Raw genomic sequence first — 26,036 nt, 5'->3', positions numbered from 1 at the left:
ATAAGACAAGAGGTGAAAGGGATTTATGAAGCATCGTAGTAAGCTCAGCTGGATTGTCATCATGGTTTTGGTGTTCTCTACTCTTTTTGGTGGAATTGCGGCTGCCGAGACGTACACCGTTAAAAAAGGAGATACGTTGTGGACCATCGCCAAAACAAATGGGACAACCGTAGCAGAGATGCAAAAGCTCAATCGATTGAAAAACGTGAATGTCCTTCAAATTGGCCAAAAGTTAAAGCTTCCTGAGAAGCCGTCCACTGGGAGTGAGGTTCCTCAAAAAGAAGAGGAAGCCGACTCCACTACAATCACTATTCTGGGCACCTCTGACGTGCACGGGAATCTGTGGGGCTATACTTATGAAGATAGTGCGGAAACAACGAATAACGGGCTCGCACGGATATCTACATATGTCAATGAAGTGAAGAAGACCTCCCCTAACGTGCTGTTGATTGACAATGGGGACACATATCAAGGCAATATTTTAACAGATGATATTTATCGTAAAAACACAGATGTCATTCATCCTGTTTCCAAAGCCATGAATGCCATGAAGTATGATGCCATGGTTTTTGGTAATCATGAATTCAATTTTGGACTGGATCATGTTGATCGAATTATGAAAGAACTGAACTTCCCCGTACTTGGAGCCAACATCGAGACAGAAGATGGCGGGACGCTTGGCGAGCCGTACACGATTATCGATGTGGATGGCATAAAAGTAGGGATTATCGGTGTAACGACACCCAATGTACCTCGTTGGGACGGCGATAAAGTAGACGGCCTTACGTTCAAGCATATGGGTGAAACGGTGAAAAAATATGCACAATACCTCAAAAATGAAGAAAAAGTGGATGTACTTATCGCGAGCGCGCATGCAGGCATGTTTGCTGAGTTCGACGAAGATGGAGCTTCAGACTCGGCTGAACGAATTGTAAAGATGGTGCCTGAACTTGATGCCATGCTGGTTGGGCACATGCACATCGTGGTTAACGAAAAAATCGGACAAACTGTGATCGGTGGCCCTCGCAACCTTGGCCGTGACATTGTGCGTTTTGATATCGAAGTGAAAAAAGATCAAGGTAAAAATAAAGTGACGGACCGTCAGGTTCAAGTAGTAGACATGGCTTCCTACACCCCTGATCCGGCGATTCGTGACCTAGTGAAGGAAGAGCACGAAGCTACGATCCAATTCATTACAGGTGGTGGTTCTGCCGGAGCGGAAGGCTCGTCGGGTGGTATCTTCGGTCAAGCAACCGAGGACTTCCAGCCTGTGAATGAAATTAATGGGATTCCTGAAGGCAAGCTTCAAGATACAGCCGTGGTTGATCTCATCAACAAGGTTCAGATGGAAGTGAGCGGAGCGGATGTTTCGGCTGCTGCACTCTTCAAAGACACCTCCAATCTAAAAAAAGGTAATATCACATATGCGAATATTTTCGATATTTACAAATTCGATAATGTGCTCTATACCGTTAAGGTTACGGGTAAAGAACTGAAGGCGTATATGGAATGGTCTGCTTCACACTACAACCAGTGGAAAGAGGGAGACGTTTCGATCAGCTTCGATCCTGAGGTTCCAGGTTATTTGTATGACATGTTTGCTGGCGTAGACTACAAAATCGACCTGTCCAAGCCTGCAGGGCAGCGTATCGTCGATGTAATGTATCAAGGCAAGCCTCTGGCTGATACACAAGAACTGAAGCTTGCTGTAAACAACTACCGATACAGCAGCGCACTGAAAGCTTACAAATTGGTAGAAGCAAACCGCGATTGGGAATCACCACGCAGCATTCGGGATTACCTAGTTGAATATATTCAAGAACATCAGGAGATTTCCCCGGAAGTGGACAATAACTGGGAGATCGTTGGAATCGATCTCGCTAGCCCTTATCGGGATGAGATCATTAAACTGGTGAATGAAGGCAAGATCGATGTCCCTTATGACCAATCGCTTAATGTGAACGAGCTGCTCAAGCAAGGAATTATTAAGAAATAATAGGAAGTAAACCTGCTTCCAAATTGCAAGATAAATAAGTCGCCATCATGGCGGCTTTTTTATTTTGTGAAGGCAATTCGGATAGGTCAGTTTATGTAATAATGTGGTTTTGGTTATTCTTCAAGTTGACGTGACCAGGAGATTAGACATCTGGTGAACGAAGGAGTATTCTTGTTTATACTTATGATTAATTGAAGGAGACCGAAAGATGAAGCCGCATTCCATAGAACGTATTAAGATTCCAGCCGGATTCTGGGCAGGCTTGGAGCAATTGGGGATCGACACCCATGTCGTAGCCCGCAGAGCACAACTGCCACTCACCAAGATTACGAATACGATCGTCAATACAGACGAATATTTTGCAATCTGGCAGGCTTATTCCGACCTCATGGGCGATACGGCTGAAGGAATCATCAAACTGGCAACCGCTTTTGAAACAGCCCACTATCCACCAAGTGTATTAGCCACCTACCATGCTCGTGACTACCGTGATGCGCTATATCGGATGGCTCGGTACAAACGGATGTGTCCTCCCGAAGGCTTGCACATTACCGAGGAGGATGATCGCTGCATTATTGAACTGGAGTGGATGAATGGTGGACCGTCCGGACCTCCCGTCCTGGTTGGAATTACGCTGGCCTTTCTTCTGGAGCTAGGACGTCGTGGTACGGGGCTGTCTTTGAATGCACTGCAGGTCGAATTCTCACAGCCCATGGGGGATGTGAAGGCTCTGGAAGCTTACTTCGGCTGCAATATCCGGATGGGTGCACCAAGCAATCGATTGATTTTGCGTCAAAAGGATCTGGATCTGCCCTTCATCTCTTATAACGAAGAGCTGCTTGAGGTGCTGACACCCATACTTGATCGCTCGCTAGATGAACAGAAACAGGCTCAATCCATGACAGAAGCGGTCGTATGGATTCTTAAACGGAGCCTAACAGGTGGACGTCCCGATATCCAAATCGTAGCGCAGGAGTTAGGCGTAAGTGATCGTACACTACAGCGCAGACTCACCGATGAGAACACCAGCTTCAAGCAGCTGTTGACCCAAGCCAGACATGAGCAGGCTCGAGTATACCTAGCTGATCCGTCACTGGATATCAAAGAAGTGGCCTTTCTTGTAGGGTATGAAGACCAGAATTCATTTTATCGGGCATTCCGGCTATGGGAAGGGGAGACGCCTTCGAATTGGCGCTCAAAGCAAGAAAGCTGGCGTAAAAGGCTAGTCACGAATTGATGGATAGAAGATAAACTATCCTTTTCTATAACAATATACGATAGTCTTCTGACTTACTGATCATAAGAACCTTGAAAATTCAAGGTTCTTATATTTTGTTCCGGACAGGTGGTTTAGACATCAGGTTGAACCCCTTTTAATAGGAGAAAAGCCTAGGAGAAATTCAAAAAAATAGATGGTTGACTTAAAGTGCACATTAATACTTATGATGTGAAAGAGCCAGCCGGACACGAGAATCCAAAGGAGGAATAACGATATGAGCTTTACCATAAAAGAAGCATCGGAACGGCTAGGTTGCCCGGCACATAAAATTCGTTATTACGAGAAAGAAGGCTTGCTCCCATATATCAACAGGGATCAGAACGGAAATCGTTTGTTTGAAGAGGAGCATCTGGAGTGGATGAGAGTGATGTCCTGTTTTCGAGCTACTGGCATGAAAGTGTCCGTATTGAAGCAGATGGTCAATCTTGCCATGGAAGGTGCTTCAACAATACCGCTCAGAAAAGCAATGCTCACGCAATATAAAAAAGAATTGCATCAACGACAAAACGATCTTAATCAAGCCTTAGAAGCGGTGAATCAAAAATTATCAATCTATGATGATATGGAAAAAGGCAAAGAGGATTCAGAAAATAAATTATTACAGGAAATGTCCAGTTTGAAACACATTTAATCAAATAGGAGAGGAAGATTAGGATGAAGTCTATTAGAACATTGGGAAACAGTAATTTGGAGGTGTCTTCGGTAGGACTGGGATTAATGGGGATGTCTCCGGGCATGTACGGTGAGATTAACGATGAGCTTTCTATCAAAACGATACATCGTGCTCTGGAAATGGGTGTAACGATGCTGGACACGGCTGATGTATATGGAAATGGCCATAACGAAGAACTTCTGGGCAAGGCGCTCAAAGGTCGGCGCGACCAGGCGATTATTGCTACCAAATTTTCATACACACCGAATTATGAGCAAATCAGTGGTCATCCTGATTATGTTAAAAAAGCAGTGGATGAAAGTTTGAATCGATTAGGCGTAGAATATATTGATCTCTATTACCAGCATCGTGTAGATCCCAATGTTCCTATCGAGGAGACGATTGGTGCAATGTCCGAATTAGTGCAGGCTGGAAAAGTTCGCTGCCTTGGACTTTCGGAAGCATCTGCAGCGACTATTCGCCGAGCGCATGCGGTACATGCCATATCCGCTTTACAAAGTGAATATTCTCTCTGGAGCCGGGATATTGAAGATGAAATTCTTCCAACCGTTAGAGAATTGGGCATTACTCATGTGGCCTATAGCCCGCTAAGCCGTGGTTTTATCACAGGTGAATTACGTACGTTTGAGGATCTCGCTGCGGATGATCTTCGCAGATATATGCCTCGTTTCCAAGGTGAAAACTTTCAAAAGAATGTTGAGATCGTGGATCAAATCAAAAAAATAGCCAGCGAAAAGAATTGCACACCTTCTCAGCTTGCCATTGCCTGGACGCTGGCGAATGGGGCATTGCCGATCCCTGGAACGAAACAGATCAAATATCTGGAGGAAAATGTAGGAGCATTAGATATCGAGTTAACTCCTGAAGATCTGGTACGCATTGAAAATGTAAGCCCCAAAAATGGGATACATGGTACCCGATATCTGAAGGAGCAGATGAATCTGCTGAATGGCTAAATCAAATGATCATGGGAATTTGAATATAAACGAATAGATACAAAAACCACTGAATTAGGATTCAGTGGTTTTTGGTGTTAATGAAATAAATGATAGATTAGAGCCTATTCTTCATAAGGCAGGATGGCATAGATTTTCCAGCTGTTATCATTCATTTTCTTGAGTTTATACAATCCGTCCATGGAAACCGTTTCTTCCTGCTGTTCTTTACCCGAATGGATCGTTACTTTCATCTTGCCGCCTTCTGCTTCTAATACAGCCAAACGGTTAGAGGTTTCGATGACAGTAAAATTCGGTTGGGAGAGCATTTCAATATCCATTGTGGTTTCCTCATCTACTGCAGAAGTGATATCTTCCAGAGACGTAAAATTGGATGAAAGCTGATACCCTGTGTAATAGGTTGCATAGGTTACAGACAACTGATCATATTTATGATCCGTCATAGCTTGAATCTCCGACTCCGTAGCAGTGGAAGCAAGTGCCGTCAGTTCAGATGTATCCGGCAGCTCGGTTTGCTCCAATTGTAAAGCACGTTCAAGCATGACTACAGCTTGAGCACGTGTAGCTTTTGCGAAAGGTTGAAACGTAGTCGTTGTCATTCCTGAAACAATACCAGCCTGGCTCGCTTTGGTAATGGCGGAAGCTGCATAGTAGTTTGGAACGTCCTTGAAGGTTTTGGATGCACCTTTAAACTCCACCGTATCGGAGAACGCACGTACGACCATTACTGCGATATCGCCGCGTGTGATCGGGAGGTCAGGTCCGAATTCAGTGCTGCTTACACCCCCGACGACGCCAAGTGAACTGGCAATCCGAATGGACTCAGCATACCATTTGCCTGCTTTTACATCACTGAAGGATTTTCCTTGAGCTGTACTATGTAGTCCTGTAGCCTGAACAAGAATAGCTACGAATTCTGCACGAGTGATGGGATGATTGGGCTTAAGAGCGACCTCGCCATTGCCCAGACTGTAACCGTTAAGGAGGTCAGCGTTAACGAAATTGTCAAGCGTATCGTACGCCCAGTGGCCATCAATATCTGTCGGGAAATACAAATCTAGCGATTTGTACGAAGCGGCAGCATGGGCTTTGCTCCACGAAAAAGGGAATACCACAAGGATCATGGCGATGAAGAAAAGAGTGAAGCGGTTAATCGTTTGTCTCATCTAGGAAGTTCCTCCTGTAAATTGAAATTTGCCGTCATTCAGCATAACAGAGAAGGGGATGGATGGCTAAAGGAAATCTTTACTAACGATTTAATCTATTAAATTTGAGACTAAAGATCCATTTATATACCAATTATTCACTTATATTATATATAGTGTAAATTATATTTTAGGAGAGTGAATGATGTGAAAAAGAGTAAAATGTTTTTTGCCATGGTCATGAGCATACTGATAGCCATTTCGATACCTGGTATCGGTCAAAGCTCAAAGACATTCGCTGCGACAGAACGGACACCTGTTGTTTTTGTTCATGGATTAACAGGTTCTGATAGCAATTTCACTTATATTGAAAGTTATCTGCGTGGTCAAGGTTGGTCCAGAGATGAGCTGTTTGCGATTGATCTGCCCAGCAAGCAGGGGAATCAGCTGTTGAATTCAGCAGCTATCAGTCAATTCGTAGACAATGTACTTCGGGAAACAGGCCATAGCAAAGTCAACATTGTGGCTCATAGTATGGGCGGGGCTAATAGTTTATATTACATATTGAACCGCGGGGGCTCTACCAAAGTGGACAAGCTGGTCACCTTGGGGGGCGCCAATCGTTTGACTACAACTTCAGCCCCACAGGGAGTTGAGGTTACTTCCATCTACTCTACCAGTGACACGATCGTATCTCCTGCACTTTCCCGTTTGAGCGGAGCGAATAACATACAGGTTTCGCTGGTTTCCCATATCGGTTTGCTCTTCAATTCACGGGTTAATGCCTTAATTAAGACAGCATTGAATGAATAGAGAGACTGCGGCATCTGAATGAAACATGAGTGATCCAAGAGGTCACTCATGTTTTTTTGTATTTTGCTAACAGATGAATTTATAATAGATTGTATTGTACATTGCTGCGTCCATACATAGAATTTTGGCTACCCAAATAGACACAACGAAGGAGCTTACACGAATGACGATGACCGAAAAAGAAAAAGCACAACAAGGGCTCTTATATGACAATAACAACGATCCGCAATTGGTAAACGAACGCCTTGAAGCAAAAGAGCTGTGCTACGACTACAACCAGCTTCGTCCGCGCATGATATCCGAAAGAGAAGCCATTATGAAAAAACTTTTGGCGAAAACAGGAGAGAAGTTTTGGATTGAACAGCCTTTCTATTGTGACCAAGGATACAACATTGAGATTGGAGAAAACTTTTATTGTAATCATAATGCAGTGATGTTAGATGCAGCGAAGATTACCTTTGGCAGCAATGTGTTCATTGCACCGAATTGCGGATTTTACACTGCTGGTCATCCCCTGGATGCTGAACAGCGCAATCAAGGGTTGGAGATTGCCCTCCCGATTACAGTAGGGGACAATGTCTGGATTGGCGGAGGTGTATCTGTGCTGCCAGGTGTAACGATTGGAGACAATACGGTGATTGGCGCGGGAAGCGTAGTGACGAAGGATATACCGGCAGGAGTCATTGCTGCAGGCAACCCATGCAGAGTCATTCGAGCGATTACGGAAGCGGATAAAAATAAATACCCTAGAGGGTAAATTGGTCATAGCCCAAGAGAATAGAAGAGAGAACGGGAGCCAGTTTACTGGAACCCGTTTTTAGTTTCATTGATTTGGCGTTGACGGATGCATTCCCTTCAGAAGAATGAACGAAATAATCACATGACTTGAGCTTTAGAGCAAAGTACTTCTTGCAGAAAAGCGTTATTGTTAAGTTTGCAGGAGATGACAGAAGGTAGGAAGAAGAATGGATGTACAACGAACTGAAAAATTAATTCATGCTCCCAAAGGAATGGAACAGGCACCAGACAAAGAGGGAAGCTTGAAATGGAATGGGCTGACAGTCATCCAGTTTTGTTTGCATACGCAGGGAACCAGAGGAAGCTTTTTCCTGAAAGATCATCTACTGCTGTTCGTTAAATCAGGTGTATACACGGTTAAGTACAAGAACGAAAAGCATACGGTGCGGAGCAATGAAATGATATTCTTGCACAAAGCGATCAAGGTAGACTACGAAAAGTCGGGTGAGCCCGGTACGGAATATTTGCTGGATTATATGATGTTTTATCTGAACGGGGATATACTTCAGAAGTTCGCAGATTTTGCAGATTGGAAGACCATTCATTCCATCAATGAGGTCGCCCCGGTATCTGTCATTTCAGTTAACGCCCCAATGAGAGCATATATTGACTCCCTAAAATTATATTTTAACCAATCTGATTCGATCAGCGACGGATTGGTAGGCGTCAAGTTCATGGAGCTGCTGTTTCATCTTGCTGAAACAAACACGAACTTGCTGCAACAGCTGCTGTATCCCCATCCTACTGAACGAAGTCAGATTGAACAAGTTGTAGAAGAGAATGTGACCAATCCCGTTTCCATCGAAGATCTGGCCTATTTGACTGGCAGAAGCCTCTCGACGTTCAAGCGGGAATTTCGGGCATTGTATAACTCTTCTCCATTAAAATGGATCCGTAATCGCAGACTGGATCTGGCCAGTCAGCTCCTGCTCGAGACGACACAATCGGTAACGGATATCTGTTACGCCTGCGGGTTCGAAAATACGACTCACTTTTCCAAGGTGTTTAAAATGCGCTTTGATCTATCGCCAACGGAATATAGACGACGGAACTTAAGAAAAGAATAACGAGGAGGACGAGAAAATGGAATATGTGAAGCTGGGGAAGACAGGGTTGGATGTGTCTAGAATTTGCCTGGGATGCATGGGATTTGGCGATGCCAACCGCTGGATTCATCAATGGGTACTGAACGAGGAAAATAGCCGGCCAGTCATTAAGAAGGCTCTGGAGCTCGGTATTAACTTTTTTGATACAGCGAATGTCTATTCTCTGGGGGCAAGTGAAGAGATCCTTGGGCGGGCCTTGAAGGATTATGCCAAACGAGACGAGGTTGTAATTGCCACCAAGGTGCACGGACGAATGCATGAAGGACCGAACGGCGCTGGATTGTCCCGCAAAGCCATCATGAGCGAAATTGATAAGAGTCTGATGCGACTTGGAACCGACTATGTGGATCTGTACCAAATTCATCGCTGGGACTACCATACCCCAATCGAAGAAACCATGGAGGCATTACATGATGTAGTCAAAGCCGGAAAAGTAAGATATCTCGGTGCTTCTGCGATGTACGCCTGGCAGTTCCAAAAGGCCTTATTTGTCGCTGAGCGCAATGGCTGGACCAAATTCGTTTCCATGCAAAATCATCTGAACTTACTGTACCGTGAAGAGGAACGAGAGATGCTTCCCCTATGTAAGGAGGAAGGGATCGGAGTCATTCCCTACAGCCCGCTTGCATCAGGAAGACTGACACGTGACTGGTCGGAAACAACGCATCGCTCCGAGACGGATCAGGTCCAGAAATCCAAATACGACTCTACTGCCGATACGGATCGCTTCATTGTAGAGCAGGTTGCAGAGATTGCAAGTAAGCACGGTGTACCACGAGTTCACATTGCTCTGGCATGGCTTATGCAGAAGCAACCTGTCACAGCGCCCATTATTGGTGCGACGAAAATATCACATCTGGAGGAAGCCGTCGCTGCCATGGATTTGAAGCTGACAGCAGAAGAAATTGCGTGGTTGGAAGAACCCTATGTGCCACATCCGGTTGTGGGTTTAATTCCAAATCAATAATCAGAGTGAATATATTAGCGGATGAAGGGCTTGCCCTGTCGTTCGCTTTTTTTGTTTCCCGTCTTCAACATGAAAAAGAGCCAATTGGGAAAGGATACCTTAAGCAGTCCAAAATATTACAGAAGAGGAATGAAGAAATGAGTAAAGCATCAGAGGCATCAACGGAGGAAAAGAAACTAAAGTGGTGGCAGCTCAGCTTGCTTGGTGTAGCAGGCACCATTGGTACAGGATACTTTCTGGGCTCCAGCCTCGCGATTTCGATCGGTGGCCCTGCAGTATTAGTGGCTTACATTTTGGCTGCACTCGGTACATATGTAGTTTTTGATGCCTTGGCGAGAATGACATCGGATCACCCCGAGCAGGGATCTTTTCGTTCTTATGCCAAGAAGGCATTCGGAAGCTGGGCAGGCTTTGCCAGTGGGTGGGTGTATTGGTTTTCGGAGCTGCTAATTATGGGAAGTCAGTTGACGGCCTTGTCCATTTTTTCGCGTTTTTGGTTCCCGAATGTTCCTCTCTGGATATTTGCTGCCGGATTTGGACTTGTCGGTCTTTGCATCGTTTTCTTCGGGAATAAAGGGTTTGACCGGGTTGAAAATGTACTTGCCATAATCAAGATTGCAGCAATTCTTATGTTTTTGGTACTTGCCATCGCACTTCTAGCAGGATGGATTGGGGGAACAAAATATGAGCATAACGTACCGCTGAGCATGACTGAAATTTTCCCGAAAGGCGGGATCGGTCTGTGGTCTGCATTTCTATTTGCATTTTATGCCTATGGGGGAATTGAGGTACTCGGAATCATGTCCTACCGTCTTCAAAAACCGGAAGAGGCTCCCAAGGCAGGCAAAGTGATGCTGATCTCGCTTTCAACGGTATACGTTGTGTCGATCGGACTGGCTTTGACCATGGTCCCACTTGGTGCCTTTAATCCCAAAGAGAGTCCCTTTGTACTGGCATTGAGCAGTGATCATTTGACATTTGTTCCGCATTTGTTCAATGGGGTGTTGATTGTAGCGGGTTTCTCTACCATGACGGCGTCACTCTATGCGGTGACCTCCATGATGCTGACCTTGGCACAGGAAGGAGACGCTCCGCGGTTATTCTCGCGAAAATGGAAGAAGAAGCATCCATTATTCGCACTCTCACTGATCGGATGCGGGCTTATCGCAACCATTGTCATGTCACTGCTGCTTCCTGGCAAGGTGTATGAATATGTAACAACTGCGGCTGGATTAATGCTCATGTACAATTGGTTGTTCATCTTGTTATCTTCTGGCCGACTTCTGAAAGCAGGGAGGTTCAGCGTTGTCAAACGATGGATTGGACTGGTACTGATTGGCCTCGCTGTAACAGGTACGCTTTTTCATCCGCTGAGTCGACCTGGCTTCTTTATCAGTCTGCTGCTTGTCTTACTTATTGGAATTAGCGATATGATTGTGCAACGAGTTCGTAAGAAGAAGAAAAAGGAAGAGCCCACCAGCACAGCTCAGGAAGAAGAGCTGCATAACACCCTGGAAAGTCCCAGCTTCCACATTACAGGGATTCGGCTTCGTAAGAGCAAGCTTAAATGAAAAAAAGGAATTGAATGGCTTTCGCTCCAAAATAACATCCGAAACCGACAAGAGAGAGGCCGGAAATGATGGATATACCCTTGAGGACGCCTAAGGTAAGATACTTGCGGAATAAACTCGCAGCGGCGGCCATGAATATATCCCAGATCAGGATACCCAGAATAACGGCTCCGCTGTTGATTAGTGTCTGCTCCAGGGATGAATCATTCACGGCCTTGGCCAGAATGGATCCGTAAATGCCAAGCCAGAACATAATGGATAGGGGATTGAACAGTGACATCAGGAATCCGTTCATGAACGATTTGGATAGCGCTGCTTCGTCCCCTCTCACATTCGACTGCGTAAGGGTACCTGCATTTTTGATGCTTTCCACCCCGGTATACACAAGCACAAAAAAACCAAACAGCCATAAGAAAGCCTTTACAAAAGGCAGATCCAGCAAATGAATGATGCCGAAATAGACGAGCAGCATGTAAATGATATCAGCAGCGATCGCGCCGAGTCCAACAAACCAGGAAGGCATGAATCCACCCCGAACACCCTTGTCCAACTGAGCAGCATTGATGGGACCGATTGGGGCTGATAATGAAATCCCCAGTAAGATATACCCTAGTATCATGGAACGTTGTCCTCTCCTTTCATGTACTTTATCAGCTTATTCCAGGTAGTACTTAAATAGGACAATGTCTAGATTTTGGCATAATCTTTACGGATATGATCCATATTAAACGGAAAATAAAGGAGGTGAGATGATGCTGTTCCGCTGGATGAAAAGAGTATTTCAATCACAACCGCTACCTCAGAAGAACGAGAAATCCTTTCGAAATCAAACAAAGCCACATGAAAAATTGGATCCATCACTTTCGAATACACTTAGCTCCATTAGAGAAGCTTTTAAGGATAGTCCGGATTTTGTGGTTCGTGAATTTGCTGAATCTGCAGCCTATGATATCCCATTAGCGGTTTGCTATATTGAAGGTTTAACTGACTCAGTCCTGCTCGTAGAGCTAATGCAACATGTCGTTCAATTTGTCAATACAGCCCCATCTAATGAGGAATTACGAGCGGACGATGTCGTGAGAAGGATCTTACCTACGGGGCATATTGAAAATCTGGATTCACCTTATCTGATTTACCGAGCAATTTTAACCGGACATGTGGTTGTTCTGGTTGATGGTGAACGTTATGCCATAGCAGTTCCCATTCCCGGAGGAGAAAGAAGGTCAGTGCAAGAGCCGACTTCTCAGACTGTGGTTAGGGGACCCAAAGAAGGCTTCACAGAAGAAATCAATACCAATATGACTTTAATTCGGCGAAAAATACGGACTCCTGATTTGAAATTTCAAATGCATTATATTGGGGACTACACACAAACATCGGTTGCTGTAGCTTATATTCAGGGCATCGCCAAGCCGGAAGTGGTAGCAGAGGTGACGAAGCGTTTGAGCTCCATTCGTACGGACAGTATACTCGAGAGTGGTTACATAGAGGAATTCATTCAGGACGCTCCGATCACCCCTTTTCCAACCCTGATCAATACCGAGCGACCCGATACAGTAGCAGGCAGTTTGCTCGATGGACAAGTAGCGATACTTGTTGACGGGACACCATTCGTTCTTATTGGCCCAGTCACTTTTTTTAACTTTTTTCAAACGACAGAAGATTACTACCAGCGTTATGATATTTCTACTTTTTTGAGAGCCATTCGATTATTGTCTTTTTTGGTCTCTTTGCTGCTTCCATCTACTTTCATTGCATTAACCACATTCCAACAAGAGATGATTCCTACCACCTTATTGATTTCACTTGCCGCACAGCGGGAGGGCGTACCTTTTCCTGCGTTACTTGAAGCGTTGCTTATGGAAATTACGTTTGAGGTCATTCGTGAGGCAGGTGTTCGGATGCCACGAGCGATTGGGCCAGCGATATCCATTGTAGGTGCATTGGTCATTGGCCAAGCAGCAGTGGAAGCGGGATTGGTCTCCGGAGCGATGGTTATCGTCGTATCATTCACGGCCATATCCAACTTTGTTATTCCTTACTTCAGCATGGCAACAGCAGTCCGTTTGATGCGTTTTCCGTTCATGCTGCTGGCTGGTACCCTTGGATTGTTCGGTATATTGGTAGGTGCAGTACCATTGTTGGTTCATTTGATATCGCTCAAGTCATTGGGTGCGGATTATATGATGCCTTTCAGCCCATTTTACAAGTCAAACATGAAGGATCTGATCTTGCGGGTACCTTGGTGGGCGATGAAGACAAGGCCAAATGAAAAAGCGGGGCCCAACAAAACAAGGCAGTCGGCACATCAATATCCTTTGGGCTCCAACAATGCTGTAGAACATATTCAAGAACCTGAACCTGACAGATAAGAAGGAGGCTTCTTTGTGATCCGGTGTTTCTACATCCTTATGCTCCTCGTTTCAGCGATCTCCATTGCCGGGTGTGGTAATCGTACTGAACTGAATGAACTGGGCATTACGACAGCTGCAGGATATGACAGACAGAACGGTAATTGGATTATTACCTATCAGATTATTGTTCCTCCTGCGAGTAGTACAAACGGATCTTCAGGTGGATCTCAATCCTCGGTGACTACCTTTTCCTCTCAAGGGAAAACGATTCGGGAAGCGGTAGCTAAAAGCAGTCTGGAGAATCCCAAAAAGTTATACTTTTCACATACCAATGTCATATTAATTGGCCAAGAAGCCGCACAATATGGACTGTCAGAGATCTTGGATGATTACTATCGCAATATCGATGCCAGGGAATCGGTTAAGGTGATCATCGCAGATGGGCAGGCGAAAGATTATCTGAAGAAACTGGTGCCACCAGAAAAACAACCTGGTCGGGCACTATCTCAGATTATAGAACGTAACCATGAGCTTGGATCCTATTATCCGGTCATGAATCTGCATGAAGTTGCTTTGAAAATAACTTCCGACAGTGGTTCAGCAGGTATTCCCATCCTCACAGTAACAGGGCAAGATCCTAGACAACTGGAAACCATTGATATTTTTAAGCAGACATCGACACCAAGCAAGCTGAGATTACAAGGATTAAGTGTATTTTATAAAGATAAAGAAATCGGTGTATTGAATCAAAGAGAGAGTATGGGCATTTCGTGGCTAACTGACCGGGTGAACAGGACTAATTTGAGTTATGTCAATACACATGGTGAAGTCAATTCTTTTTTGGTTCAAAAAGCAAGCGTCAAGGTTGAGCCCGTTAAGTCGGGTCATCATTACAGCATTCAGGTGAATGCTAAAGTCAAAGCTGAACTGAATGAGAGTACAACACTTGCAGATATTACAAGCCCCCATATTATTGACGAATTGCAGCTGCAAGCTGAGCGAATCATTACCTCACAGATGATGGAGGGGTGGAACGCAAGTCAGCGGCTCCATGCCGATATGTTAAGCATTGCTAACAAAATTCATCAAAGACATCCAAAGGACTGGAAAACATTAAAAGAAAAGTGGCCGCAGGAGTTGGCACAGATGGAGATTAACGTAAACGTGGACGTAAGCCTAAAACGAACCGGTCTGCTCCAGGATTCATTCAGTCGGTTGCTTCAAAAGGAAAGCGGAGAAAGTGAAGGGGAACATTAACGCCAAGGAGATGTGTAATAATGAATTCAGCCGGATCTGTTCGTGTATCCGAATTGGCCGTTTGTCTTTCCCTGTTCGAAGTTGGAAGTACAACCTTGTTTCTGATGGGCGGAGATGCGAAGCAGGACGCATGGTTAGCGATGCTGATTGGCGCATTTGCTGGCCTATTGCTGCTAATTATCCATCTAACCATTCATCACCAGGAACCTGAACTGGATTTGTTCCTTCTGCTGAAACGCTACATGGGTAAGATACTGGGAACAGTAGTAAGCTTATCATTTATCGGTTATTTTGCTTATGAAGCTTCCCGGAATCTGCGGGATCTCAGTGAGGTTACCACGTTGACGTTGTTGAATAAAACTCCCATGTGGTTGATCAGTGTAATCAGTCTGCTGGTTGTAGTCAACACCGTGCGGTACGGATATCGTGTACTGTTCCTCATTTGCATGATTTTGTTTCCTGTAATGGTTTTCGGTTACGTGTTAATTAGTATTCTTATTCCTGCCACTGGTCTTTTCCATATTGAATTGAGTTTGCCTGTATTGGAAAACGGGTGGGGGAACATATTCAAGGCTGCTATTCCAGAAATTGTATCCTTTCCATTCGGACAGGTTGTTTTGTTTTTGGTCTTTTATCCTTATGCCCGTAAAGGAAAGAATCTGAACAAAGTGGTGATCATAGCATATATGACTACCGCGGTCAGTCTAACATTTATCAATCAACTCATTATTTTCGTTATGGGACCCGATATCGCAATGTTTAGTACGCTCCCTCTGCTGCAAACCGTTCAATTGATCGACATGACAGAGGTGCTTGAACGGATGGACGCACTATTCACGCTGCTCCTGTTCTTGGGATTAGGGATTAAGATCGCTTTTTTTTTCCAAGGTGCTGTAATTGGGCTTGAAAGAATCACCGGAGCCAGTTACCGGAAATGGATACTGCCAGTAGGGTTTATGATGTATGGAATGTCATTCTTGTCTCCGAATTTCACAGAGCACCTGCAAGTTGGGCGAGGCATTACGCTAATCTATTCTTCTCCGATATTTCAGGTTTTTCTTCCCCTCATATTATTATTTGTTATTCTTATCAAGAAAAGAATGAAGACAAATAAGTGATGCTTTGAGGCGATCATGAAGTTGGAATGAATATCAGATACAGATTGGTAATAGTGACAAATGTGGAATAGCGAACAATAAAACGACTCAGTAAACACTGAGTCGCTTTAACTTTAACATTTTATTTGGAGGCCGCTAATTTCAACGCCGTATCCGACTTTTCCAAATCATGATCAACTTGTTCTTCAATATTGTAAGGATGATACAGTTCATTTTTTGATCAAATAATCGGCGATTTTTTGATGCGTATCAATTGCGGTGTCCAGTTGGGCCTTAAGCACTTTTTGAATGATATATAATGAATAATTCAATGGGTTAACGATTACTTATCGCTCGCTTTTCCATCGAGGTCGTGATGAAGTTCTGTGGCAGGAATGACAGGCTCGTAGACTTGTCCTTTTGGAACCGGGTTGGATACGTACACAAAATCACCTGTACCATCTGGAGCACTTCCTTTCGCCCATAAGCCTTCACTGGATTCTGTGCCTTCGGAAAGATTCCAGAACTCATAGGCTTCAGGTTGAGATTCCTGCTCGGCCTCTGGTGGGAATGAAGCAGGAACCACGACGCCGTTCTTTTCTTCCAATTCCTGAATGGCAGCCATCCACTGGTACTGATGGTAACGGTCACGTGCCAACATTTTGCGGAACGTCGCCCGAACGCCTTCATCGGTAGTCATGTGATAGAGTCTTGCAACCTGGAGACGGCCCTGGCTTTCGGCATGCAGGTTAGAACGCATATCTGCAAGAAGGTTGCCGCTTGCCACAATATATGAACCGTTCCAAGGTACGCCGGTAGAGTTCGTAGGTAAGCCGCCGAGTCCGCTCACCAGCAGATGTTGAGGATTGATTCCTCCCATAATGGCTGCAGTAACAGGGTCCTCAGCTGCTTTTTGCTGTTCAGCAGGTGTGGCGCCATCCAGCAGCTGGCTTATCAAAGCGCAGAGCATTTCAACGTGGCCGATTTCCTCTGTGCCGATATCCATAAGCATATCTTTATATTTTTCTTCGCCACGACAATTAAATCCTTGAAAGAGGTACTGCATCATTACGGTCATTTCCCCGAATTGTCCTCCCAATACTTCCTGGACCTGACGGGCGAATACGGGATCCGGGCGATCTACTTTCACTTCAAATTGTAATTCCTTTTGGTGTCTGAACATGTGAATCCCTCCATTGGTATGGTTGATTAATTCTAAATCTATATAACCTGTCCAATTAAATTTAAACAAAAGGAAACACAAAAAAAAGACAAAGAGGAAGCAGCATGCTGCTCCTTTTTTGTCTTGAATGGGCATTAAATGTTCCTTAAATTAGTCTCTGCTTAGCCTTTGTCCGAATCTGGTCTTTTGATTTGAAGAGGAGGAGGAACAAGCCAGCCTTTTTCTTTGACCAATTGCAAAATGCGCACGCCTAGTGCCGTCTTGGTTACGTGATATTTGGCGAATAATGCACCGATATCTTCTCGGATAGATTGTCCCATAACCTGGCTTGCTGCAACCAGACCCAACGAGGTGTCTGCTGCGATTTTGGCTGCGATTTCAGGATCAGTGAACCTTGCGCCTGCGGGGATATCTTCCAATTTGACAGGAGGTCTTTCGGGCAACATTGGGGCTGGAGCAATGCCATTCTCGGTTAACAAAGCATCGCACTCTTTGATTTCCAGTTTGGCCTGATCGAGCAGGTCATCTAGGATTTTTTTCAGATCCTTATCTCCAGCATGGTTCATGTACGCCTGGTAACAGGAAATGGAGCCTTTTGCCACCATGGAGCATTGCCACACGCTAAAGATTTCTCCGTAGTGCATGGGTTCATCTTTGGGATTGCCACTTAAAATACCCATTATTGTATTCCTCCAATTATTCAGTCGTTTTACCGGGTTAGGTTCTCCTTAATAAAAGAATTATATTCTTGCTTCGAATCCAAACATTGGGTGAGCTTGCTATCACATAAATGCAGGAAGAAGGCAGAAACTAAGGCCGTAATTTACTTGAATGGAGGACGTCCATGTTTTTTTATAGAGAAGATCTGATTAATATGATTGTTCCGGATAAGCCGGACCCGGCTGCAGCCAAAGTGTTACAGGAAACATTGGGCGGACAATTTGGAGAAATGCGTACAATGATGCAGTTTTTCTTCCAGAGCAGCAACTTCCGCGGAAAAGCAACACAGTACAGAGACCTACTTCGTGGTGTATTTCTGGAGGAATTAAGCCACATCGAGTTGGTCCAGCAAACGATAAATCAATTGTTGACCGGAGCTGGAGCGGAGGGGGCAGGCGATGCCGGCCTGGACGGAGCTCCACTCGACGAAGCCATCAAGCATGCGAACCCGCATCATTATATTATGGGGGCTCAGAGTTCTCTGCCTGTAGACGCTGCTGGTAACCCATGGCTTGGAAATTATGTGTATGATCATGGCAATCTGGTCAGCAATTTGCTTGACAACGTTGTATTGGAATCGACAGGTGTATTACAAAAAACAAGAATCTATGAAATGAGTACAAACAAAGCGTTCCGTGAAACGTTGGGTTTCCTGATCGTTCGTGATAATGCACATCAAAATGCATTCGCGAAGGCCCTCGAAACGTTGGGTGTGAATTGGGGAAAAGTGTTTCCAGTTCCGAACTACGACATTAATAAATACCCGGAATGCCAGAAATACGTTGACCTTGGCTTCCATAATGCCCAGTTTAACTTCCGGTTGGACAATACCCGAATTGCTGAAATATATAGCGGCCAATCACCTAGTCGTAATGGCGGGGAACTGAAAGTTACTGATCCTCCACAGGGATTCCCGCTCCCATATATGCCAGAGCTACCTAATGAGCATAGCCCGGGCCTGCATGACTTAAATGCCTGAGCACTACCTTACATGAAATCATAGCTGCAAAAAAAAAGAACCCATATCCATGGGTTCCTTTTTTTTTATACATATGTTATTGACGATGCTGGTTTGGAAACTGTCCGAACGTTTGCCCAGTAATACCGACATTCGGGTTGTTCTAAGGTTGTTCTAAGTATGAAACATGTTGAGAAGTCGTGTTGGCAAGCTGTTGAGCGAGAATAGCGATTTGCTGCAATTGCTGGATAGCTGTCATTTGGATTACTTGAAGTAGTATGCAAATCAGTTTGGTGAAATATTCAGGATTTACTAAGAAAAAGGGAGCTTAAACGTTACCCGATGATGATCTAAGTTAAGCAAATTAAAGACAAGATATGATTTGTTAATTGCTCCCAGATTAATCCTCTTGTATACTAGACTCGTTCCAAATGTTTACTTTTTATGCAATCAAGATTAAGTAGATTTAAGAGCTTACATGAACATGAAGGAGGATTTCCATGCCGAACAAGCAGACTGAACCACAAACGGAGAAACGTAAATATCATCCCTACGTTCGCACCCTTACAGGGCTGACTGCAGCTATGATTGCTGTTAGCGGAGGGTACACCGCAATGCCTTCTCAGGCACTGGCGGAGAAAGCGGATATCTCCATCTACAATTGGAATTCATATTCCAAATTAACGGTACCTGAACTTAAACCTTCCTGGACAGTGAAGGTAGACTCTTATACGAATCAGAATGAAAGCTTTCAAGGACAACAGGCTGTTGCAGAAGACGGTAAAGTATTTGCCTTTTCTAATCGCAAGCTGGTCGCCTTGGATGCAGCAACGGGCAAACAGCTCTGGACATTTGGTAAAGATCTGACCCCGAGCATGGTTTATGACAATGGCGTTCTGTATGGTCTAACCTCCAGCCATAAGCCATATGCGGTAAATGCCAAGACAGGAAAGGCTGTATGGCAATCGGGCACTTCCACATGGATGGATACGCGCGAGCGGACCGAAGCATTAATTCCTACTGCAGATACACTATATGTCATCAAGGGAAGCACCACGTATGCTTTTGAACGGAAGACAGGCAAGCTGCGGTGGAAGGCTGATGAAGCATTAGCCGAAGGCAATGGTACATCGTATCTGCAGGAATCGGATGGAGTGGTGCTTCGAACCTTCTTCGTGCAAGGTGCACTGACTTCTGTGCAATTGAACGCATATGACAAGAAAACCGGGAAAAAGCTATGGAGTGAGTTTGGACAAGGAGAGGCACTTCAATTTAAAAATGGATTGGTATATTCCGTCGATTACTACACTCCGCTGCTTCAAGATTATGAATCTGACCCGGACCGGAAAGTACAGGTGAATGCCTTTAATCTCAAGACAGGGACACGTAAAGGAAGCATGGACTTCATTTGGAAAATGTCCGGCGACCCGCCGTATGAGCGCGGCCAAGGAAGTGTATTGGCTAATGATGGGAAGATATATATTGAACAGGCAGGCAAGATTGCTGAATATGATCTGAATACGTACAAGAATGGTGATGCTCCGACGAGGACTTTTCAGCCTCCTGGCGGGGTGAGTGGCGATCTGGTAGGGGTTGTTCAGGAACGTCTGATCTACAGGGACTCTGTTACAGATAGTGAATTAAAGGGTGTCAAGCTGGTAAACGGCAGTGCGGTTCAATGGAATGGCGATGCTCCTGTGTCGCAGGTTAGCATATATGGCAAAGGAATCTATCGTGCGCAGCGTAACGGAACACTGCTTGGAATCAATATGCTGACAAGCCAGCCTGTATTCCGTGTGAAAACCGGGGCTGACTTGCACGAGGCAACGCTGAAGACCGGGAGCATGATTATTATACAGGCCGAAGGCAAGCTGATTGGCGTCAAGCTTCCAGCAGCGCTGAAATAATAGGCGATTGAAGGGTGGTGCTATGAGGGAAAATAAATAGAGCTTAGAAGGACGGATATTTTCCGTCCTTTTTGCTGTGCATAAGTGTCTTATAAGATGGGCAAATATGGATTGACGAATGAGTATATAGTGTATATATTATATATATACACTATGCACTTAATAAACACCAATGAGGTGAATGACCATTAAAATTCTGATATCCAACGCTTCGAGCGATCCCATCTATATGCAGATATTAACCCAGATCAGGCAAAGTATTTTAAGCGGGGAGTTGGTTGCCGGGGATAGTCTTCCCTCCATCAGGCAGCTCGCCAAGGATCTGCAAGTCAGCGTGATTACCACCAAACGTGTCTATGAAGAGCTGGAAAAAGAGAAATTAATTGATTCCGTCGTAGGCAAGGGCTGTTTCGTCTCAGGAGCTAATCAGGATTTTATTCGGGAGCAGCGGATGAAACGGCTGGAAGAGAAAATGCTGGAGATTATTCGGGAAAGTAAGGAATTAAGCATGACGGAGCAAGATGTAATTCATCTTTTTACTATGTTGTCTGAGGAGGAAACTTCATCATGAATGCCATTGAACTGCGTAATTTAACCAAGGTGTATCCCTTATTTAAGGTGGACAATGTATCTCTGGATGTAAAACAGGGGTATATTACTGGGCTCATTGGACCGAATGGGGCGGGGAAAAGCACCCTGATCAAAATGATCATCGGCTTAATCCACCCAGACTCAGGTACAATCAGGACACTGGGACAGGGGATGCCCGCACAGGAGGTAAACATTAAACAGCGTATTGGTGTCGTATCCGATGAATGCTTTTATTATGAACATCTGACGATCCGTGAAATGAAAAAAATGATTGCACCCTTTTATAAGAAGTGGGATGAGCAGAAATTTAATGGCTACCTGGAGCAATTTGAATTGTCGCCGAAGAAGAAAATCACTGATTTGTCCAAAGGGATGAAAATCAAGTTCTCTCTGGCCATTGCTCTGTCACACGATGCTGATCTTCTCATTATGGATGAGCCGACATCCGGTCTTGATCCTGTATTTAGAAGAGAACTTCTGGATTTGCTCTCGGATCTGATACAGGATGAGACAAGATCCATTATTTTCTCAACGCATATCACGACAGATTTGGAGCGCATAGCGGACTATATTGCATTCGTCAATCAGGGAAAACTTGTTTTTAACGAAACGAAAGATGATGTACTTGAGAGATATACGATCGTTAAAGGAGATATGGAGCTGTTAGATGGGGATACCCGGAATCAATTTATCGGAATTCGCGAGACAGATGTTGGTTTTGAGGCACTGGCAGACAATAGGGAAGAGGCCGCACGGTTGTTTGGAAGCTTTGCCCTTTTGCAAAGACCAACCTTGGAGGATCTGATCTACTTTACGGCAAAAGGGGGACGAAAACATGCTTAACCTGCTTCGCAAAGACTTCATAGCATTAAGAAGTTCATTATGGACAATAGGATTATATCTTGTTGTGTTTAGCTTGGCCTTTATACCTAAGAGTGAAATGTCGATGTATTTTGTGGGGATCTACACCGCATTTGGTTCGGTAATCCTGGCAACCATGATCGATATCAAAAACCATAATCATAATTTCCTGGTTACCCTACCGGTCAGCCGCAAAAAAATCGTGCAAGCCAAGTATGTATCGGCGATCCTGTATACCTTGTTTGGCGTGTTCGCCTCGTTCGGAATTCACTGGCTGGTTGACTTGAATTTCCCTGAGTTAAACAAGCCAAGCTACAGCCTCATGGACATCATGGTTTCCATAGGCATGGTAATGGTGCTGGTATCCATCTATATGCCGCTCTTTTATGCACTTAGTAAAAAGGGAGCCGGAATAATCAATGGCATATTCATGGTTGCACTTATTCTTCTCGCGCAGCCTTTTGCAGTACTTATGACCATGGTCAGTGAGAAGGGTTTAGATGGGCAACTTATAGCCATGATATCGATTGGAGTTATATTTATCTTCTGTGCATCCTATGTTCTAACCACTCGTTTGTTTGCGAGAAAGGATTTATAGGAAATTTGTCTAGTTTGGATTTGTTCACTATATTATGAAATCAATAATTAACCGCCGATTGGCGGTTTTTTAACTTTTCACACTGAAATTCTTCTGAAGACCGAGGCGATTTCAGACCTCCGAAGGATAACAGAGGGTGGGCAAACCAGTACGATGGGATTACATTCTTAGGAAGGTGGAATTCATTCAACATGAAAAGAACTTTGAAATGGACAGGAGTCATAGTCTTAAGCGTTATGACATTGGGACTGATCATCCTTTTTTTCCCGACGTGGACATCTTTAGTCAAAGGAAATAACAGCATAAGCCTTTTGCAAAAAGTAAAACTAAATGGAACCACTCATGAAATAATGATACGTGGCGAGGACAGAAATAATCCGGTAATTATTAATGTTCATGGAGGCCCCGGAGCTTCTGAGATTCCTTACGCACGTCGGTACCAGGATTTGTTGGAGACACATTTTACGATCGTTAATTACGACCAGAGAGGAAGCGGCAAGTCCTATCATTTTGGTGAAGATTATGCTGGACTGTCTTCTGGCATGCTTGTCAATGATTTGCTCGCTTTAACGGATTATATTTCAGAGCGGTTCGGGCAACAAAAGGTTATCCTGATTGGCCATTCATATGGCACATATATTGCAACTCAGGCAGCTTATCTAGCTCCGACGAAATATGCAGCTTATATTGGGATTGGTCAGATGGGGGATACGGCAAGAAGCGAGATGGATAGTTTAAACTACGTCTTAAGCGAAGCCCGGGCAGCAGGAAATCGGGATGATGTAAATGAATTGCAGCAGTTAGCTGAAGAGGTCGCGCAGGGCAAGTCGTTAACTCCTCGTCATTATGTTATATAATATGGTGGTGCCGCACGGCTCATTGATCCTCCTGATGGCAATATTATGCGTATGATCTTCAGCAGTGAATATAATGGGCTGGATGTTATTCGATATATCAAAGGTATGGAGCAATCCCAGTCTGACTTAATAAAAGAAGTGTTTGAGAAACCACTGCCAGTACGGGTTACGAAACTTGATTTACCATTTTATTTTATTATGGGAGATTACGATTATATGACTTCGGCGAATGCTGCTCGGCAGTATTTTGACCAGATTGATGCTGATCAAAAGGAGTTCATTACCTACAAGGAATCTGCTCATTATCCACAGTTTGAAGAAAAGGAAAGATTCTATGAATGGATGACCGATACATTTGCCAAGTGATACGAAGGCAGAGTCCACAGGAGAGAATGGCATATAATCAGGTTTATTACATAAGGCAAATAATATTAAGAAAACCCCGCCACCTGATTCATCAGGTAACGGGGTTCTTTATTATTTTGAATCAGCTTTCGTGACTTTGATCTGAAATTGGTCGGAATATGATTTGAGGTTGCTCGCAAGTCCAGCGAGCTGCCCGGAAATGTTCGACAGTTCGCTCGCGGATCGCTGCTGCTCCTCGGCACTGGCCGTGACTTCTTCAGCCATGGCCGAAGTTTCCTCTGTTGCAGAAGCGATATAGCTTAGGTGCTGTTCCACTTCCTGACGAATGGAATGCATACTCATTGTGCGGTTCTCCAAACGCTGAGCAAGCTCGTGCACTTCAGTCGATAATTGGCTAACCTGTCTGAATGCCTGAAGGCAATCAGCGATCTGTTCTTCCTGCTCTTTGACTGCTACCATATTCGCTTCAAAATGACTGCCCATCCGGTGGATTTCTTGTACAAATGAACTCAGAATCCCATCAATCTCTTGGATGGAACGTTCAGATTGCTGAGCGAGCTGGCCCATTTCGCCAGCAACGACTGCAAAACCTTTACCTGCCTCACCAGCGCGGGCTGCCTCGATGGAAGCATTCAGCGATAAAATCTGGGTTTGTTTCAGGATATTGTGGATTTGCCCACTAATGGAAGAAGCGAGCTCCGATTGAGTGGTTAAAGACCTGGAAATTTCCTGCTGATGCTCAACACGCTTGGCATTCTCCCGACCCTTTTCAAGCAAAACCTCATGTTCACGTGTAACTTGTACTTGTACGGCAGATAGCTGCTCTGAAGTATGGGTAAACTGTTGCACGTATGAACCGACTTCATCCATAATCTTGCCGAGGTTCTCCGAATGCTGAACGGAGTGTTCTGTCTCTTCAGCCTGCTTCATGGAGCCTATGGCGATTTCCTCAATTGCTCTGGAGAGTTCTTCGGTCTGGCGCTGGTTTGTCTGAGCGGTTTCCGCAATATTTGCCGAGGACTGCTGCAGTGTATTCGACCCTTGCTGTATTCCCATCAGTATGTTCGTTAGTTGCGAAGCCATAACGTTAATCAGGTCACTGATGTCACCGAGCTGATCGTTGGTCAGATGTTTGGATACCACTGTGAGATTCCCATCCGCGACCTGTTCGAGGCTTGATTTGATATCGCGCACTTGTCTGAGAATGCCTCTTACCACCAATAGCATCATGACCAGCGATAGTATCAATACAACCACAAAAATCGGAATAATGATCCGATACGCACTATTCACCGATTCAGCGGATACTTGATTCACTGCTGCAGCAGAAATATCAATGCCCAGATAGCTAATAACTTCACCTTGTGAATCCTTGATTGGTGTAAAGGAGGAGAGAAGCTGCCCCCAGGTCGGATCGTCCACAATGCCTGTAGTAACGACTTCACCGCTTAGCAAGCGTTCCTGAATCTGGGGATTGAATTCCATTGGCGTTCCGTAAGGGCTGTATTCCGTATCATCCCAATCTGCTCCATCTACTGTATAAATCCACCCGTCTGGCGTTTTGTTATACATATATACATAGAGGGCTCCCGATTGAAGCCGAACTTTAACGAGTTCGTCTCTAAGACTTTTGTATTCATCGCTTTCCTCCGAAGCCGTAGAGGATAATGTCTTGATCAATTCCGATTCCTGGCCCAGCAGGGAGGCGGTGTTTACTGCTAACTGCTGATTCTTATGCTGTATGGTCATTACAGATGCATTTTCACTGGATTCGATGGTCGTCCACATGATGAGACCGCCCATGGCCAGCAAAGGCACCAGAATGATTAAATACAGTTTGAGTCTTAAATCCATCTTTTTCTTGCGAGTCTGTCTCACGTTCTGTTCCCCCTTGGAAGTAGTTAAAACAACGGGTTTTTCGTATAACCCCATACTATTTATCGTAAATTGAAAGGAAGAAATGAAGATGAGTCCTAGATTTAT

Annotated in this window: 22 protein-coding genes and 1 pseudogene; 18 read left to right on the top strand and 5 right to left on the bottom strand. The window is 44.6% G+C overall.

The annotated features are described in order from the left end of the window. The first annotated feature begins 25 nt into the window (after positions 1-25). The 4 genes from PIL01S_RS01085 (at position 26) to PIL01S_RS01070 (ending at position 4,904) form a co-directional block, all read left to right on the top strand. The gene (locus PIL01S_RS01085; protein WP_246058056.1) at positions 26-1,996 is read left to right on the top strand and encodes a 5'-nucleotidase C-terminal domain-containing protein; all 1,971 of its coding nucleotides are present in this window, start codon (positions 26-28) and stop codon (positions 1,994-1,996) included. A 208-nt stretch (positions 1,997-2,204) separates the two neighbouring features. Next, positions 2,205-3,233 (top strand): helix-turn-helix transcriptional regulator, encoded by a 1,029-nt coding sequence (locus PIL01S_RS01080; protein WP_127535877.1) that lies wholly within the window; start codon positions 2,205-2,207, stop codon positions 3,231-3,233. A gap of 256 nt (positions 3,234-3,489) precedes the next feature. Further along, positions 3,490-3,906: a MerR family transcriptional regulator gene (locus PIL01S_RS01075; protein ID WP_110822305.1), complete on the top strand. Its 417-nt coding sequence runs from the start codon at positions 3,490-3,492 to the stop codon at positions 3,904-3,906. A 23-nt stretch (positions 3,907-3,929) separates the two neighbouring features. Next, positions 3,930-4,904, top strand: a complete 975-nt coding sequence (locus tag PIL01S_RS01070; protein WP_127535876.1) for an aldo/keto reductase — start codon at positions 3,930-3,932, stop codon at positions 4,902-4,904. Positions 4,905-5,008: 104 nt separating this feature from the next. Here the strand turns inward: PIL01S_RS01070 and PIL01S_RS01065 are convergent, their stop codons facing one another. Continuing rightward, positions 5,009-6,070 (bottom strand): S-layer homology domain-containing protein, encoded by a 1,062-nt coding sequence (locus tag PIL01S_RS01065; protein ID WP_127535875.1) that lies wholly within the window; start codon positions 6,068-6,070, stop codon positions 5,009-5,011. 186 nt (positions 6,071-6,256) lie between these two features. On the opposite strand from PIL01S_RS01065, the gene PIL01S_RS01060 reads away from it, so the two are divergent. The 5 genes from PIL01S_RS01060 (at position 6,257) to PIL01S_RS01040 (ending at position 11,304) form a co-directional block, all read left to right on the top strand. Next, positions 6,257-6,862 (top strand): esterase/lipase family protein, encoded by a 606-nt coding sequence (locus tag PIL01S_RS01060; protein WP_371859907.1) that lies wholly within the window; start codon positions 6,257-6,259, stop codon positions 6,860-6,862. A 169-nt stretch (positions 6,863-7,031) separates the two neighbouring features. Next, positions 7,032-7,619 carry a sugar O-acetyltransferase gene (locus tag PIL01S_RS01055; RefSeq protein WP_127536580.1) on the top strand — a complete coding sequence of 196 codons (588 nt, stop codon included), beginning with the start codon at positions 7,032-7,034 and terminating at the stop codon, positions 7,617-7,619. Positions 7,620-7,827: 208 nt separating this feature from the next. Further along, positions 7,828-8,727 carry a helix-turn-helix domain-containing protein gene (locus PIL01S_RS01050; protein WP_127535874.1) on the top strand — a complete coding sequence of 300 codons (900 nt, stop codon included), beginning with the start codon at positions 7,828-7,830 and terminating at the stop codon, positions 8,725-8,727. A 16-nt stretch (positions 8,728-8,743) separates the two neighbouring features. Continuing rightward, positions 8,744-9,733, top strand: a complete 990-nt coding sequence (locus PIL01S_RS01045) for an aldo/keto reductase (RefSeq protein ID WP_127535873.1) — start codon at positions 8,744-8,746, stop codon at positions 9,731-9,733. 137 nt (positions 9,734-9,870) lie between these two features. After that, the gene (locus PIL01S_RS01040) at positions 9,871-11,304 is read left to right on the top strand and encodes an amino acid permease (protein ID WP_127535872.1); all 1,434 of its coding nucleotides are present in this window, start codon (positions 9,871-9,873) and stop codon (positions 11,302-11,304) included. On the opposite strand, the gene PIL01S_RS01035 is transcribed toward PIL01S_RS01040, so the two are convergent. After that, entirely contained in the window at positions 11,297-11,923 is a 627-nt protein-coding gene (locus PIL01S_RS01035) for a LysE family transporter (RefSeq protein WP_127535871.1), read from the bottom strand. The genes PIL01S_RS01040 and PIL01S_RS01035 overlap by 8 nt on opposite strands. Before the next feature lie 133 nt (positions 11,924-12,056). On the opposite strand from PIL01S_RS01035, the gene PIL01S_RS01030 reads away from it, so the two are divergent. From PIL01S_RS01030 to PIL01S_RS01020, 3 genes are read left to right on the top strand one after another with little or no spacing between them, the layout of a single operon-like run. Then, the gene (locus PIL01S_RS01030; RefSeq protein WP_127535870.1) at positions 12,057-13,676 is read left to right on the top strand and encodes a spore germination protein; all 1,620 of its coding nucleotides are present in this window, start codon (positions 12,057-12,059) and stop codon (positions 13,674-13,676) included. 15 nt (positions 13,677-13,691) lie between these two features. Continuing rightward, positions 13,692-14,915 (top strand): Ger(x)C family spore germination protein, encoded by a 1,224-nt coding sequence (locus PIL01S_RS01025; protein WP_246058055.1) that lies wholly within the window; start codon positions 13,692-13,694, stop codon positions 14,913-14,915. Positions 14,916-14,935: 20 nt separating this feature from the next. After that, entirely contained in the window at positions 14,936-16,033 is a 1,098-nt protein-coding gene (locus tag PIL01S_RS01020) for a GerAB/ArcD/ProY family transporter (RefSeq protein WP_127535869.1), read from the top strand. Between the two features lie 322 nt (positions 16,034-16,355). Here PIL01S_RS01020 and PIL01S_RS01015 read toward each other — a convergent pair whose 3' ends face one another. Both PIL01S_RS01015 and PIL01S_RS01010 read right to left on the bottom strand, forming a co-directional pair. Further along, positions 16,356-17,195 (bottom strand): manganese catalase, encoded by an 840-nt coding sequence (locus PIL01S_RS01015; protein WP_095287311.1) that lies wholly within the window; start codon positions 17,193-17,195, stop codon positions 16,356-16,358. A 161-nt stretch (positions 17,196-17,356) separates the two neighbouring features. Continuing rightward, positions 17,357-17,875, bottom strand: a complete 519-nt coding sequence (locus PIL01S_RS01010) for a DUF3231 family protein (RefSeq protein WP_127535868.1) — start codon at positions 17,873-17,875, stop codon at positions 17,357-17,359. A gap of 164 nt (positions 17,876-18,039) precedes the next feature. Between PIL01S_RS01010 and PIL01S_RS01005 the strand changes: the two genes are divergently transcribed. The 6 genes and pseudogenes from PIL01S_RS01005 (at position 18,040) to PIL01S_RS00980 (ending at position 24,053) form a co-directional block, all read left to right on the top strand. Further along, entirely contained in the window at positions 18,040-18,894 is an 855-nt protein-coding gene (locus PIL01S_RS01005; RefSeq protein WP_095287309.1) for a manganese catalase family protein, read from the top strand. Positions 18,895-19,373: 479 nt separating this feature from the next. After that, positions 19,374-20,780, top strand: coding sequence for a PQQ-binding-like beta-propeller repeat protein (locus PIL01S_RS01000; protein ID WP_127535867.1), 1,407 nt, complete (start codon positions 19,374-19,376; stop codon positions 20,778-20,780). A gap of 187 nt (positions 20,781-20,967) precedes the next feature. Beyond that, a complete protein-coding gene (locus PIL01S_RS00995; protein ID WP_095358656.1) occupies positions 20,968-21,351 on the top strand; it encodes a GntR family transcriptional regulator in 384 nt (127 codons plus the stop codon). Further along, entirely contained in the window at positions 21,348-22,214 is an 867-nt protein-coding gene (locus tag PIL01S_RS00990) for an ABC transporter ATP-binding protein (RefSeq protein WP_127535866.1), read from the top strand. The genes PIL01S_RS00995 and PIL01S_RS00990 overlap by 4 nt, the downstream gene beginning before the upstream one ends. Next, on the top strand, positions 22,207-22,830 hold the full coding sequence (locus PIL01S_RS00985; RefSeq protein WP_127535865.1) for an ABC-2 transporter permease: 624 nt from the start codon (positions 22,207-22,209) through the stop codon (positions 22,828-22,830). Before PIL01S_RS00990 ends, PIL01S_RS00985 begins: the two co-directional genes overlap by 8 nt. A 191-nt stretch (positions 22,831-23,021) precedes the next feature. After that, positions 23,022-24,053: pseudogene (locus tag PIL01S_RS00980) on the top strand (alpha/beta fold hydrolase). A gap of 111 nt (positions 24,054-24,164) precedes the next feature. Here the strand turns inward: PIL01S_RS00980 and PIL01S_RS00975 are convergent. Further along, positions 24,165-25,931 carry a methyl-accepting chemotaxis protein gene (locus PIL01S_RS00975; protein WP_127535864.1) on the bottom strand — a complete coding sequence of 589 codons (1,767 nt, stop codon included), beginning with the start codon at positions 25,929-25,931 and terminating at the stop codon, positions 24,165-24,167. Positions 25,932-26,036 lie beyond the last annotated feature (105 nt).

Origin of the sequence: Paenibacillus illinoisensis NBRC 15959 (genome assembly GCF_004000925.1) — a bacterium.
In the GTDB taxonomy this organism is placed as follows: domain Bacteria; phylum Bacillota; class Bacilli; order Paenibacillales; family Paenibacillaceae; genus Paenibacillus; species Paenibacillus illinoisensis.
This window is presented reverse-complemented; position numbering and strand designations above follow the sequence as displayed.

Coding starts and splice junctions, on each gene's coding strand:
- PIL01S_RS01085 (WP_246058056.1), top strand. CDS start 26: ATGAAGCATCGTAGTAAGCTCAGCTGGATTGTCATCATGGTTTTGGTG.
- PIL01S_RS01080 (WP_127535877.1), top strand. CDS start 2,205: ATGAAGCCGCATTCCATAGAACGTATTAAGATTCCAGCCGGATTCTGG.
- PIL01S_RS01075 (WP_110822305.1), top strand. CDS start 3,490: ATGAGCTTTACCATAAAAGAAGCATCGGAACGGCTAGGTTGCCCGGCA.
- PIL01S_RS01070 (WP_127535876.1), top strand. CDS start 3,930: ATGAAGTCTATTAGAACATTGGGAAACAGTAATTTGGAGGTGTCTTCG.
- PIL01S_RS01065 (WP_127535875.1), bottom strand. CDS start 6,070: ATGAGACAAACGATTAACCGCTTCACTCTTTTCTTCATCGCCATGATC.
- PIL01S_RS01055 (WP_127536580.1), top strand. CDS start 7,032: ATGACCGAAAAAGAAAAAGCACAACAAGGGCTCTTATATGACAATAAC.
- PIL01S_RS01050 (WP_127535874.1), top strand. CDS start 7,828: ATGGATGTACAACGAACTGAAAAATTAATTCATGCTCCCAAAGGAATG.
- PIL01S_RS01045 (WP_127535873.1), top strand. CDS start 8,744: ATGGAATATGTGAAGCTGGGGAAGACAGGGTTGGATGTGTCTAGAATT.
- PIL01S_RS01040 (WP_127535872.1), top strand. CDS start 9,871: ATGAGTAAAGCATCAGAGGCATCAACGGAGGAAAAGAAACTAAAGTGG.
- PIL01S_RS01035 (WP_127535871.1), bottom strand. CDS start 11,923: ATGATACTAGGGTATATCTTACTGGGGATTTCATTATCAGCCCCAATC.
- PIL01S_RS01030 (WP_127535870.1), top strand. CDS start 12,057: ATGCTGTTCCGCTGGATGAAAAGAGTATTTCAATCACAACCGCTACCT.
- PIL01S_RS01020 (WP_127535869.1), top strand. CDS start 14,936: ATGAATTCAGCCGGATCTGTTCGTGTATCCGAATTGGCCGTTTGTCTT.
- PIL01S_RS01015 (WP_095287311.1), bottom strand. CDS start 17,195: ATGTTCAGACACCAAAAGGAATTACAATTTGAAGTGAAAGTAGATCGC.
- PIL01S_RS01010 (WP_127535868.1), bottom strand. CDS start 17,875: ATGGGTATTTTAAGTGGCAATCCCAAAGATGAACCCATGCACTACGGA.
- PIL01S_RS01005 (WP_095287309.1), top strand. CDS start 18,040: ATGTTTTTTTATAGAGAAGATCTGATTAATATGATTGTTCCGGATAAG.
- PIL01S_RS01000 (WP_127535867.1), top strand. CDS start 19,374: ATGCCGAACAAGCAGACTGAACCACAAACGGAGAAACGTAAATATCAT.
- PIL01S_RS00990 (WP_127535866.1), top strand. CDS start 21,348: ATGAATGCCATTGAACTGCGTAATTTAACCAAGGTGTATCCCTTATTT.
- PIL01S_RS00985 (WP_127535865.1), top strand. CDS start 22,207: ATGCTTAACCTGCTTCGCAAAGACTTCATAGCATTAAGAAGTTCATTA.